Here is a 12,670-nt window from a genome sequence, read left to right as displayed (position 1 = left end):
CATAAGTATGTACTTATATATCGGCATGACGGAGAACGAAATTTTCCGCGCCCTGGCGGACCCGACCCGCCGCGCGATCCTCGACAAGCTGGCGACTGGCGGCATGAATGCCGGCTCGCTGCGGGAAGGCATGGCGATCAGCCAGCCGGCAATTTCGCAGCATCTCGCCATCCTGCGCCAAGCCAATCTGGTGCGGGAGGAAAAGCGGGGCCGGTTCGTCCATTACGAGCTCGATCCCGCGGGGCTTATTGCTGTCGTGGAGTGGCTCGCGAGATATCGCGCATTCTGGCCGTCTCGGGTCGATGCGCTCAAGCAGGTGCTGAAGGACATGGACCCATGAACGACCGGACGGACGAGGCGAGCCCGATCAGCGTCGCGCTCGAATATGATCTCGACGAGCCGCCGCAGAAGGTGTGGCGCGCGATCAGCGTGTCCGAACTGCGCGAGCGCTGGCTTCCGGCGAAGTTGCTCGCGGGGGCCGAAGCGATTTCGATCGAGCCCGGCGAGGCGGTGTCCTACCGGGTTCGCGATCCGCAGCCCCCTTTCCTCGAAAGCATCGTGACGCTCTGCATCATGCCGAACGCCGCCGGGGGACCCGGCTGCAGATCATCCACCGCCTCACCGACGAGCGGGCCGCCCGCATGATCAGGCTTGCCGCCAATCGCGACGGCCCCGTCATGCTCGCCGCCTGACATCGCGCCTCGCCCCTCAATTCTTCGCAAGCCGGAGTTCGCTATGCGCGAGATGATGCAACTCGTCCCCATGGTCGTTGAACAGTCCAGCCGCGGAGAGCGGGCCTTCGATATCTATTCGAGGCTGCTACGCGAACGGATCATATTCCTGAATGGTGAGGTGAACGACGACGTGTCGGCGCTGGTCTGCGCGCAGCTTCTATTTCTGGAAGCGGAGAATCCAAATAAGCCGATCTATCTGTACATCAATTCGCCCGGCGGCATGGTGACGAGCGGCTTCGCGATGTACGATACGATGCGATATGTCCGGCCGCCCGTCCACACGCTGTGCATGGGGACCGCACGGTCGATGGGGTCGTTTCTGCTGATGGCGGGGGCGCCTGGCGAGCGGGCCGCTTTGCCGAACAGCAGCATCCTCGTCCACCAGCCCTTGGGCGGCTACCAGGGGCAGGCATCGGACGTGCTCATCCACGCCGAGGAGATCAAGCGCATCAAGCATCGCATGACGCGGCTCTACGCCGAGCATTGCGGCCGATCTTATGCCGAATTCGAGACGGCCATGGACCGCGACCGCTTCATGACCGCTGAGGAAGCGCAGGAATGGGGGCTGATCGATCGGATTCTCGACGTGCGCGAGGTCGATCCCCGCGCTGCGGCGTGAGCGCGGGTTGCCGCGCTCGGCTCCTTAGAGCTTGTCGAAGTTGAAATCGGCGTCGAAGGCGAGGTCGTCGTGGCCGTCGGAGGCGTTGTCGTCGTCGAACTCGTCGCGCTCGCGCACCGGGGCGAGGACGGCGGCGGCCGGCTCTTCCCCGTTGATCCGCACATCCACCACCGACGCGCCGGGGAAGCGGGCGAGCACGGCGGCGACGAGGGGGTCGTTGCGGGCGTCGTCGATCGAGCGGGCGGCCGCCTCGGTGCGCTCCTCGTGCAGCGTGCGGGTGCTCGCGCCCCGCGTCACGGTGACGATCCAGCGGGTGCCGGTCCAGTCGCTCAGCTTGCGGCCGAGTTCGCCGGCGAGGTCGGGCGGGGCGTCCGGCGTCGGCTCGAACTCGATGCGGCCGGCTTCGAGACGCATCAGCCGCATCTGCCGTTCGACGGCGAATTTCAGACGAATGTCGCGCTTCGCCGAACAGAGCTCGGCGATGTCGGCGAGCGAAGCGAGGGCCGGGCCGGCCGCGGCGCGTGCGGTCTCGGCCTGGGCTTGCGGCGCGGCCGCGGCGAACGGGCGCGACCCGCCGGCCCCCTCCGCCGCGACCTTGAGCGCGGCGCGCGGGCCGGCGCCGCTACCGCCATTCCCGCCCGACGGCGCGCCGGAGCCGCCGCGGCCTGAGAGATCGCCGCCGTCGCGCAAGAGCCGCATCGCCTCGTCGGGCGTCGGCAGATCGGCGGTGTAGGCGAGACGGATCAGCACCATCTCGGCCGCGGCGAGGGGGCGGGCGGCGCCCTGCACCTCGGCGATGCCCTTGAGCAGCAATTGCCAGGCGCGGCTCAAGACCGGGATCGGGAGGCGGCCGGCGAAATCGGCGCCGCGCAGCCGCTCGGCCTCGGTGAGGCTCGCGTCGCGGGCGGCGTCCGGCACCAGCTTGAGGCGCGTCACCAGGTGGACGAAGGCGGAGAGATCGGTCAGCACGACCGCTGGGTCGGCGCCGACGTCGTATTGCGCCTTGAGTTCGGCGAGGGCAGCGGCGGCGTCGCCGCGCATCACGTGCTCGAAGAGGTCGATGACGCGGGCGCGGTCGGCGAGGCCGAGCATCGCGCGCAGGTCCGTCCCGGTGACGCGGCCGCCGCCGTGGGCGATCGCCTGATCGAGCAGGGAGAGGGAATCGCGCACCGAGCCCTCGGCGGCGCGGGCGACCAGGGCGAGCGCCTCGTCGTCCACCGTCACGCCCTCGGCCGCAGCAATCCGGGTCAGATGGGTGACGAGCACGTCGGCATCGATGCGGCGCAGGTCGAAGCGCTGGCAACGCGACAGCACCGTGACCGGCACCTTGCGGATCTCGGTCGTCGCGAACACGAACTTCACGTGCTCGGGCGGCTCCTCGAGCGTCTTCAGGAGCCCGTTGAAGGCCGCCGTCGAGAGCATGTGCACCTCGTCGACGATGTAGACCTTGTAGCGGGCGCTCACCGGCTTGTAGCGGGAGGCCTCGGTGATCTCGCGGATGTCGTTGATCGAGGTGTGGGAGGCGGCGTCCATCTCGATCACGTCGACATGGCGGCCCTCCATGATCGCCTCGCAATGGAGGCCGAGGCGGGGCAGCTTCACCGTCGGACGGTCGATCTCGCCGGGCACCACATAATTGAGCGCGCGGGCGAGAATGCGGGCGGTGGTCGTCTTGCCGACGCCGCGCACGCCGGTCAGCATCCAGGCCTGCGGAATGCGGCCGCTCTCGAAGGCGTTCGAAAGCGTGCGCACCATCGGCTCCTGGCCGATCAGGTCGTCGAAGGAGCGGGGGCGGTATTTGCGGGCAAGCACCCGGTAGGGCGCGGTCGCCGCTGCGGCCTTGGGCGCGGGCTCGGCCGGCAGGAAGCTCGGCTCGTCGGCGGGCGCACCCGGCGCCGGGACACGCGGCTCTTTACCGATGAGGTCCGAACCGTCACCGTGCATGCGCGATCCCGGAAGGCGAGGTGGCGAGGTGGGAGGCTGGCACGATGACCCGTGCCGGGGCTCGTTGGGGCTGCTTCCTTCCGGACCTGACCCGGTTGGCGAGTGGCTCGTCCACCACCAACCTCCCGCCCCCTATATCGACGAGGAGGCGGGGCTTGGCAAGGGGGCGTGACGGTGAACCGCGAACAGTCCTCCCCCTCGGAGTGGCGAGATCCGGATCCGCACGTCATGGCCTGATCTCATGACCCTTGGTGTTGTGCTCGACGCGAGGTTAGTCTCAGCAAATAGCAGGATGTTCAGGACAGAACCTGAACATGGCAAACGGGGGGTTGCAACGTGGGCTATAAATTTCTGATCGATACGAACCTACCGATCGATACCAAAGATCGCGAGGTGGCTACGGTGTTGCGTGACTTCGACATTTCCGTCGAGGGGTCGACTGATTTGCCCTCTATCGGCCGGAAAATCGCAGCGCACGAGCCCGACCTCGCGTTCATTCCATCGGCCGACTATCATCGCTTCCTGCAGCGAGGTGATTGGCACTATCGCGGCCTCGTCATCCCCACCTCGAAATTCACCGGCCTCACCGATATGCCGAGTGTGCTCGTGGTGCGGCAGGACGATCCTGCGACTGGACTGATCGATCTCAAAGGGACGACCTACGGCTACATCAACAAGTCTTGCACCTCGAGCTATTTCCCGCCTGCGGTGATGTTGACGGCGAAGGGAATTCCCTTCGCCGGCTTCTTGGACATGCGGCCGGTCAGGGCGTGGCAGGGGCAGATCGATGCGGTGATCAACGGCGAGGTCCGCTCGACCATGGTCCCGGAGGACGTCTGGCGCACCAACCCGGCCAACGCTGCGACGACGAAGATCATCGACCGTTATGACCACGGCAAGCCAGCCATCGTCGTCGCGAGGCACGACCTTGATCCGGTGCTCCGCGCAGCGCTGACGGAGGCCCTCGTACGCTGGGTGCCGCCGTGGTCGTCGATCTATGGCTGCTTCAAACCCTTCCTCTATGCCGACGTTCACTATTTCTTTCACGAGCTGAACGAACTGCCGGCCGGTACGTAAAGGCCGCGCCGCGGAATTAGCGCGGCGGCAGGCGGGGTCCGCCGCGCTCGAAGGCGGCGCGGCCTTCGCGGTCGAGAGCGGCGAATTCCTCGTCGTCGAGGCTGATCGTGGCCGCCGCCACGTTGTCCTCGAGGTGCTTGACCTTGGAGGTGCCGGGGATCGGCAGCATCACCGGGCTGCGCTTCAATACCCAGGCGAGGGCGATCTGCGACGGGCTCGCCTCGTGGCGGTGGGCGATGGTGTCGAGCACCGTGCCGGGCTTGGCGAGATCACCCGCCGCGAGCGGGAACCAGGGGATGAAGCCGATGCCGTTGGCTTCCGCATAATCGAGCACCGCCTCGTGGGCGCGGTCGATCAGGTTGTAGCGGTTCTGCACCGTCGCGACCTTGAACACCTTGGAGGCCGCCTCGATGTCCTCGACGGAGACCTCGCTCAAGCCCGCATGCCGGATCAGGCCCTGATCGAGGAATTCCTTGATGACGCCGAACTGCTCGTCGCGCGGCACGGTCGGGTCGATGCGGTGGAGCTGCCAGAGGTCGATCCGCTCGACGCCGAGATGGCGCAGGCTCATGTGCACCTGCTGGCGCAGATAATCCGGCCGGCCGAGCGGCACCCAGACGTTCGGCCCGGTGCGCAGGAGGCCACCCTTGGTGGCGATGACGACGCCTTCGTAAGGGTGGAGGGCGTCGCGGATCAGAATCTCGGAGACGTCCGGCCCGTAGGAATCCGCCGTGTCGATGAAGTTGACGCCGATTTCGGGCAGCCGTTGCAGGGTACGGATCGCCTCCGCCTCGTCTTCCGGATCGCCCCAGATGCCCGGGCCGGTGATGCGCATGGCGCCGAAGCCGAGCCGGTTGACGGTCAGATCGCCACCGATCTGGAAATGGCCCGATTGGGCCGCGTCGAGTTTGGCCATGAGAAGGTCCTCGGTTCGTGGAGGCCGGGCGGACGCCGCGGCGGATGGGGGGCCGGAACCCTGCGGGCGAGACGGGCCCGCGGCGATTCCGGGGAAGAAGACGGCGGTTGCCGTGAGGATGTGTGGCCGCCGCCGCTCGAGACAAGGCCCGGAGGCTCATCTTCCGCGAGACCCTATCACCGTCGAGCCTACCTCCCTGATGCGCCCGTTCCGCAAGGGGGTGGCTTCGGGGAGGCGGTCACGGCTTGGCGAGCGGTGCGCGCCGCCGAAGCGTCGGTTCGCCGACGGGTGTCTTGCTGACGAGTGTCTTGCTGACGGGTGTCCTGCCGACGGGTGTCTTGCCGAAGGATTGGCGGCGGCCTAAAGGTCGCGCCGATTGCGGCGGGCCTCCCGACCCTTCCCCGCCGCCTTGAGTGGAACGATCATGAACGAGCGGCTGGTGACGCCCGGCCATCGCGTGGCCGATCGCTACGCGGCGATGGTGGCGGCGGGCGAAATCGCGCGGGATGCGGCGCAAATCGCGATCGCTGACAAGCTCGACGGGCTCGCGGACGCCCTCGGCGCTGTGCCGCTCGCCTCGAAGAAGAGCTCGCTCGGCTGGCTGTTCGGCCGCGGCAAGCCGCAGACCGCACCGGTGCGCGGTCTCTACATCTGGGGCGAGGTCGGCCGCGGCAAGACCATGCTGATGGACCTCTTCTTCGCCGCGCTGCCGCAGCCGCGGAAGACGCGCATCCATTTCCACGCCTTCATGCAGGACATCCACGCCCGCATCCGCACGGTGCGGCAGGCGATCGCCGACGGCAGCCTGAAGGGCGACGATCCGGTGCCGCCCGTCGCCGCCGCCCTCGCCGCGGAGACGGCGGTGCTCTGCTTCGACGAGTTCGCCGTCACCGACATCGCCGACGCGATGATCCTCGGCCGCCTCTTCACAGAATTGTTCGCCCGCGGCGTTACGCTGATCGCGACCTCCAACGTCGCCCCGGACGATCTCTATCGCGACGGCATCAACCGCGGCCATTTCCTCGGCTTCATCGCGCTCCTCAAGGAGCATGTCGAGGTGGTGCGGCTCGACGCCAAGGAGGATTATCGGCTCGAGAAGCTCGCCGGCGAGCGGGTCTATTTCACCCCGCTCGATTCCTCCGCCGATACCGCGCTCGACCGCCTGTTCCGCGCCTTGACCGGCCTGCCGCGCGGCAAGCCGGAGGCGCTTGAGGTGGACGGGCGGCGGGTGCCGGTGCCGGAGGCGGCGGGCGGCGTCGCCCGCTTCCATTTCCGCGATCTCTGCGAGGCGGCGCTCGGTCCTCATGATTATCTCACGATCGCCCGGCGTTATCACACCATCCTGCTCGCCGGGGTTCCGCTGCTCGGGCCGGACACCCGCAACGAGGCGAAGCGTTTCATCATCCTGATCGACGCCCTCTACGACGGCCATGTCCGCCTCATCGTCTCGGCGGCCGCCGAGCCCGACCGGCTCTACGCCGGGTCCGAGGGGACCGAGGGCTTCGAATTCCAGCGCACTGCGTCCCGTCTCATCGAAATGCGCTCCGGCGCCTATCTTGCCGAGACCGAAGCGCCCCCGATGACGTGAACGGCAGGTCGCCACGGCGAGGCGGCCCAGGCCGCGCTCCCGGGGTGGTCTATGGGGCGCGCTGCCGGTTGTGATTCTCGCCGACCGCGTCTTGAACGGCGGTGCCAAAGGGAGTAGTGACGACCTACCGCATCGCAGGGTCGCTGCACCTTACGTAAAGGGAAGCTCGCAAGACATGGCGCGCAAGACGACCGTGTTGATCGCCTCGGACCGTGCCGGCAGCCCTGCCGCGTCGCCGGTCCGTGGGGCCGTCAGCGCCGCGGTGCCTTCTCTTCGTTTCTGCGTGCCGGGCGTTCTCGCCGGCGCACGCTTTTCCTCTCGCGGGATCGAACTCCGACAAGCGAGCCCGGCGCGCCGCCTCCAAGCGGTGCGTCCGGCGCGCGGTCCGTTCGTTGCCGCAAGATCCATCGAGCCGGCGCTCCTCGCGAGCGCCGGCTTCTTTTTGGCAGCCGGGATTTCAGTCGGAGCCGCTCAATGAACATCCACGAATACCAGGCCAAGGCGATCCTGCGGGAGTACGGCGCGCCCGTGTCGCGCGGCGTGCCCATCTTCTCGCCCGATGAAGCCGTCGCCGCCGCGCAGTCGCTCGGCGGACCGCTCTGGGTGGTGAAGTCGCAGATCCACGCCGGTGGCCGCGGCAAGGGCAAGTTCAAGGAAGAGGCCGCCGGCGAGAAGGGCGGCGTGCGCCTCGCCAAGAGCGTCGACGAGGTGAAGACCTTCGCCGCCCAGATGCTCGGCAACACCCTCGTCACGATCCAGACCGGCCCGGCCGGCAAGCAGGTCAACCGCCTCTACATCGAGGACGGCTCGGACATCGAGAAGGAGTTCTACCTCTCGATCCTCGTCGACCGCGCCACCGGCCGCGTCGCCTTCGTCGTCTCGACCGAGGGCGGCATGGACATCGAGGAAGTCGCCCACAACACGCCCGAGAAGATCGTCACCTTCTCGATCGACCCGGCGACCGGCGCGATGCCCCACCACGGCCGCACCGTGGCCCATGCCCTCGGCCTCACCGGCGAGCTCGCCAAGCAGGCCGGCGATCTCGTCTCGAAGCTCTATCGCGCCTTCGTCGAGAAGGACATGGCGATGCTCGAGATCAACCCGCTGATCGTCACCAAGGACGGTCAGCTCAAGTGCCTCGACGCCAAGGTCTCGTTCGACTCGAACGCGCTCTACCGTCACCCGGACGTCGTCTCCTTGCGCGACACGACGGAAGAGGACGCCAAGGAGATCGAGGCCTCCAAGTACGACCTGTCCTACATCGCCCTCGACGGCACCATCGGCTGCATGGTCAACGGTGCCGGCCTCGCCATGGCGACGATGGACATCATCAAGCTCTACGGCGAGGAGCCGGCGAACTTCCTCGACGTCGGCGGCGGCGCCAGCAAGGAGAAGGTCACCGCGGCCTTCAAGATCATCACCGCCGATCCGAACGTGCAGGGCATCCTAGTCAACATCTTCGGCGGTATCATGCGCTGCGACATCATCGCGGAAGGCGTGATCGCGGCGGTGAAGGAAGTCGGCCTCCAGGTTCCGCTCGTCGTGCGCCTCGAAGGCACCAATGTCGAGCTCGGCAAGAAGATCCTCACCGAGTCTGGTCTCAACGTCATCCCGGCCGACGATCTCGACGATGCCGCGGCCAAGATCGTCAAAGCCGTGAAGGAAGCCCGCTGATGTCCATCCTGATCGACAAGAACACCAAGGTCATCACCCAGGGCTTCACGGGTAAGAACGGCACGTTCCATTCGGAGCAGGCGCTCGCCTACGGCACCAAGGTCGTCGGCGGCACCTCGCCGGGCAAGGGCGGCTCGACCCATCTCGGCCTGCCGGTGTTCGACACCGTCGCCGAGGCGCGCGACAAGACCGGCGCCGACGCGAGCGTCATCTACGTGCCGCCTCCGGGCGCCGCCGACGCGATCCTCGAGGCGGTGGCCGCCGAGATCCCGCTCATCGTCTGCATCACCGAGGGCATTCCGGTGCTCGACATGGTGAAGGTGAAGCGCGCCCTCGAAGGCTCCAAGTCGCGCCTGATCGGGCCGAACTGCCCGGGCGTGATGACGGCGGGCGAGTGCAAGATCGGCATCATGCCGGGCTCGATCTTCCGTCGCGGCAAGGTCGGCATCGTGTCGCGCTCCGGGACGCTGACCTACGAGGCGGTGTTCCAGACCTCGCAGGAAGGCCTCGGCCAGACCTCGGCGGTCGGCATCGGCGGCGATCCGGTGAAGGGCACCGAGTTCATCGACGTGCTCGAGATGTTCCTCGCCGACGACGAGACCGAGTCCATCGTGATGATCGGCGAGATCGGCGGCGACGCCGAGGAGCGCGCGGCCGAGTTCATCAAGGACGAGGCCAAGCGCGGCCGCAAGAAGCCCATGGTCGGCTTCATCGCCGGCCGCACGGCGCCTCCGGGCCGCCGCATGGGACACGCCGGTGCGATCATTTCGGGCGGCTCGGGCGGCTCGGAATCGAAGATCGAGGCGATGGAAGCCGCCGGCATCCGCGTTTCGCCGTCGCCCGCGCGCCTCGGCAAGACGCTCGTCGAGGTCCTGAAGGGCTGAGATTCGGGTGGGGCGGCGAAACTTTGCCACTCTGCTCCTATTTAAAGGGCGGCGCGGGGAAAGGCCCGCGCCATAGACGTGAGAGACGCAGCACGGGATGAGCCGTGCTGCGACATCGACGTCGGAACGAACCGAGGAGGCCGGCGGCCGCCGGTCACGACAAAAGATGGCACGACAAGATCAGAACGAGGCCTTCGCCCTCACCTCGTTCCTCTATGGCGGCAACGCTGCCTACATCGAGGATCTCTACGCCCGCTATCAGAGCGACCCCGCTTCGGTGGACGCCGAATGGCGCGGTTTCTTCGAGGGCCTCAAGGACGATCCATCGGTCATCGAGCGGGAATCCCGCGGCGCCCCGTGGGAGCGCAAGGACTGGCCGGTGGTGGCGAACGGCGAACTCGTCGCCGCGCTCGACGGCAATTGGTCCTTCCTCGAGAAGAAGGGCCTCGAGAAGGCTGTTGGCGACAAGATCAAGGCGAAGGCCGAGGCCAAGGGCGTCGGCCTGACCGAAGCCGAGGCGCTGCGCGCGACGCGCGACTCGGTGCGCGCCATCATGATGATCCGCGCCTACCGCATGCGCGGCCACCTCTACGCCAACCTCGACCCGCTCGGGCTCGCCCCGAACGGCGACCACGAGGAACTGCATCCCTCGTCCTACGGCTTCACCGAGGCCGATTGGGACCGCAAGATCTTCATCGACAAGGTGCTCGGGCTCGAGTTCGCCACGGTGCGCGAGATGCTCGCAATCCTGAAGCGGACCTATTGCTCGACCATCGGCGTCGAGTTCATGCACATCTCCGATCCGGTCGAGAAAGCTTGGATCCAGGAGCGCATCGAGGGTCCGGACAAGACCGTCTCCTTCACCAATGAGGGCAAGAAGGCGATCTTCAACAAGCTCGTCGAGGCCGAGGGCTTCGAGCGCTTCATCGACCTCAAGTACACCGGGACCAAGCGGTTCGGCCTCGACGGCGCCGAAGCCGTGGTTCCGGCGCTCGAGCAGATCATCAAGCGCGGCGGACAGCTCGGGCTCAAGGAGATCGTGCTCGGCATGGCCCATCGCGGCCGCCTCAACATTCTCTCCAACGTGATGCACAAGCCGCACCGGGCGATCTTCCACGAGTTCAAGGGCGGCTCCTACGCCCCGGACGAGGTCGAAGGCTCGGGCGACGTGAAGTACCATCTCGGCGCCTCGTCGGACCGCGAGTTCGACGGCAACCGGGTTCACCTGTCGCTGACCGCCAACCCCTCCCACCTCGAGATCGTCGATCCCGTGGTGCTCGGCAAGGCGCGCGCCAAGCAGGACCAACTCGCCGACACCGACCGCACCAAGGTGCTGCCGCTCCTGATCCACGGCGACGCCGCGTTCGCCGGCCAGGGCGTGGTCGCGGAATGCCTCGGCCTGTCCGGCCTCAAGGGGCACCGCACCGGCGGTTCGATCCACGTCATCATCAACAACCAGATCGGTTTCACGACGAACCCGCGCTATTCGCGCTCGTCGCCCTATCCCTCGGATGTGGCGAAGATGATCGAGGCGCCGATCTTCCACGTGAACGGCGACGATCCGGAAGCGGTCGTCTATGTCGCCAAGATCGCGACCGAGTTCCGGCAGGCGTTCCACAAGCCCGTCGTCATCGACATGTTCTGCTATCGCCGCTTCGGTCACAACGAAGGCGACGAGCCGGGCTTCACCCAGCCGATCATGTACAAGAAGATCCGCAGCCATCCGACCACGCTGCAGATCTACGGCGAGAAGCTGGCCAAGGAAGGCCTCCTCTCGGCTGAAGAGAGCGAGGCCGCGAAGGGGCGCTGGAAGGATTATCTCGAGCAGGAGTTCGAGGCCGGCCAGCACTTCAAGCCGAACAAGGCGGACTGGCTCGACGGTCGCTGGCAGGGTCTCAAGCAGGCCCAGAGCGAGGACGATCAGCGCCGCGGCCGCACCGGCGTGCCGCTCGACGAGCTCAAGCGCATCGGCGAGAAGCTGACCGCCGTGCCGGCGGGCTTCAACGTCCATCGCACCATCCAGCGCTTCCTCGAGAACCGCCGCAAGATGATCGAGACCGGCGAGGGGATCGATTGGGCGACGGCCGAAGCGCTCGCGTTCGGCTCGCTGCTCGCCGAGGGCAGCCCGATCCGCCTGTCGGGTCAGGACGTCGAGCGCGGCACGTTCTCCCAGCGCCATTCGGTGCTGTTCGACCAGGAGACCGAGGAGCGCTTCATCCCGCTCAACAATCTCGGCCCCGATCAGGCGCGCTACGAGGTCATCAACTCGATGCTCTCGGAAGAGGCCGTACTCGGCTTCGAATACGGCTTTTCCCTCGCCGAGCCGAAGGCTTTGGTGTTGTGGGAAGCCCAGTTCGGCGACTTCGCCAACGGCGCGCAGGTGGTGTTCGACCAGTTCCTGTCGTCCGGTGAGCGCAAGTGGCTGCGCATGTCGGGCCTCGTCTGCCTGCTGCCGCACGGCTACGAAGGGCAGGGACCGGAGCATTCGTCGGCCCGCCTCGAGCGCTATCTGCAGATGTGCGCCGAGGACAACATGCAGGTGGCGAACGTCACCACGCCGGCGAACTATTTCCACATCCTGCGCCGACAGTTGAAGCGCGAGTTCCGCAAGCCGTTGATCCTGATGACGCCGAAGTCGCTTTTGCGTCACAAGCGGGCGGTGTCGTCGCTCGCCGAACTCGGCGCGGACTCGACGTTCCACCGCGTGTTGCCGGACGACGCGCAGAAGCGGCCGGAGGCGTCGGCGATCAAGCTCGTCGCCGACGACAAGATCCGCCGCGTCGCGATCTCCGCCGGCAAGGTCTATTACGACCTCTACGAGGAGCGCGAGAAGCGCGGCATCGACGACGTCTATCTCTTGCGCGTCGAGCAGCTCTATCCGTTCCCGCTGAAGTCGGTGGTGAACGAGCTCAGCCGCTTCCCGAACGCCGACGTGGTCTGGGTGCAGGAGGAGCCGCGCAACATGGGCTCCTGGACCCACATCCAGCCGTACATGGAATGGGCCATGGCGCAGGCCGGCCTCAAGGTCGAGCGGCCGCGTTATGTCGGACGCCCGGCGTCCGCCGCGACCGCCACGGGCCTGATGTCGAAGCATCTCGCCCAGCTCCAGGCGTTCCTAGACGAAGCCTTCTCCGAATGATCCCGAGGGCACGGCGTCGCTGCGACGCCGTGCCCATACGCTGCGAACCTTGATTGCTGCGGCCCGCGGGCGTCGGCGGCGACGGAACGAAAGAG

The 12,670-nt window shown here is 67.0% G+C and carries 10 protein-coding genes, 1 other RNA gene and 1 pseudogene; 9 read left to right on the top strand and 3 right to left on the bottom strand.

Annotation, left to right across the window (positions count from 1 at the left end; translation table 11 throughout):
- The first annotated feature begins 7 nt into the window (after nt 1-7).
- From F0357_RS07055 to F0357_RS07045, 3 genes and pseudogenes are all read left to right on the top strand, one after another.
- The gene (locus F0357_RS07055; protein ID WP_153486398.1) at nt 8-340 is read left to right on the top strand and encodes an ArsR/SmtB family transcription factor; all 333 of its coding nucleotides are present in this window, start codon (nt 8-10) and stop codon (nt 338-340) included.
- Nucleotides 337-692 (top strand): annotated as a pseudogene (locus tag F0357_RS07050) (SRPBCC family protein). The gene F0357_RS07055 and the pseudogene F0357_RS07050 overlap by 4 nt, the downstream one beginning before the upstream one ends.
- A 43-nt stretch (nt 693-735) precedes the next feature.
- Nucleotides 736-1,353 (top strand): ATP-dependent Clp protease proteolytic subunit, encoded by a 618-nt coding sequence (locus F0357_RS07045; RefSeq protein ID WP_153479696.1) that lies wholly within the window; start codon nt 736-738, stop codon nt 1,351-1,353.
- Between the two features lie 24 nt (nt 1,354-1,377).
- Here F0357_RS07045 and F0357_RS07040 read toward each other — a convergent pair whose 3' ends face one another.
- Both F0357_RS07040 and ffs read right to left on the bottom strand, forming a co-directional pair.
- The gene (locus tag F0357_RS07040; protein ID WP_153479695.1) at nt 1,378-3,297 is read right to left on the bottom strand and encodes a DNA polymerase III subunit gamma/tau; all 1,920 of its coding nucleotides are present in this window, start codon (nt 3,295-3,297) and stop codon (nt 1,378-1,380) included.
- 28 nt (nt 3,298-3,325) lie between these two features.
- Nucleotides 3,326-3,423, bottom strand: an RNA gene (gene ffs / locus F0357_RS07035) — signal recognition particle sRNA small type.
- Nucleotides 3,424-3,633: 210 nt separating this feature from the next.
- On the opposite strand from ffs, the gene F0357_RS07030 reads away from it, so the two are divergent.
- Nucleotides 3,634-4,374: a phosphate/phosphite/phosphonate ABC transporter substrate-binding protein gene (locus F0357_RS07030; RefSeq protein ID WP_153479694.1), complete on the top strand. Its 741-nt coding sequence runs from the start codon at nt 3,634-3,636 to the stop codon at nt 4,372-4,374.
- Nucleotides 4,375-4,390: 16 nt separating this feature from the next.
- Here F0357_RS07030 and F0357_RS07025 read toward each other — a convergent pair whose 3' ends face one another.
- Entirely contained in the window at nt 4,391-5,290 is a 900-nt protein-coding gene (locus tag F0357_RS07025) for an aldo/keto reductase (protein WP_153479693.1), read from the bottom strand.
- A 424-nt stretch (nt 5,291-5,714) separates the two neighbouring features.
- Between F0357_RS07025 and zapE the strand changes: the two genes are divergently transcribed.
- The 5 genes from zapE to F0357_RS07000 all read left to right on the top strand — a co-directional run bounded on the left by zapE (nt 5,715) and on the right by F0357_RS07000 (nt 12,575).
- Nucleotides 5,715-6,878 (top strand): cell division protein ZapE, encoded by a 1,164-nt coding sequence (gene zapE / locus F0357_RS07020; RefSeq protein WP_153479692.1) that lies wholly within the window; start codon nt 5,715-5,717, stop codon nt 6,876-6,878.
- A gap of 175 nt (nt 6,879-7,053) precedes the next feature.
- Entirely contained in the window at nt 7,054-7,356 is a 303-nt protein-coding gene (locus F0357_RS07015) for a hypothetical protein (RefSeq protein WP_153479691.1), read from the top strand.
- Nucleotides 7,353-8,552, top strand: a complete 1,200-nt coding sequence (gene sucC, locus F0357_RS07010; protein ID WP_153479690.1) for an ADP-forming succinate--CoA ligase subunit beta — start codon at nt 7,353-7,355, stop codon at nt 8,550-8,552. The genes F0357_RS07015 and sucC overlap by 4 nt, the downstream gene beginning before the upstream one ends.
- Nucleotides 8,552-9,436: a succinate--CoA ligase subunit alpha gene (gene sucD / locus F0357_RS07005; protein WP_153479689.1), complete on the top strand. Its 885-nt coding sequence runs from the start codon at nt 8,552-8,554 to the stop codon at nt 9,434-9,436. Before sucC ends, sucD begins: the two co-directional genes overlap by 1 nt.
- 166 nt (nt 9,437-9,602) lie before the next feature.
- Complete coding sequence (locus tag F0357_RS07000; RefSeq protein ID WP_153479688.1) at nt 9,603-12,575, top strand: 2-oxoglutarate dehydrogenase E1 component; 2,973 nt, start codon at nt 9,603-9,605, stop codon at nt 12,573-12,575.
- Nucleotides 12,576-12,670 lie beyond the last annotated feature (95 nt).

The organism is Segnochrobactrum spirostomi (assembly GCF_009600605.1).
In the GTDB taxonomy this organism is placed as follows: Bacteria; Pseudomonadota; Alphaproteobacteria; order Rhizobiales; family Segnochrobactraceae; genus Segnochrobactrum; species Segnochrobactrum spirostomi.
The sequence above is the reverse complement of the archived record's forward strand: the minus strand, read 5'-3'. Positions and strand labels throughout refer to the sequence as shown.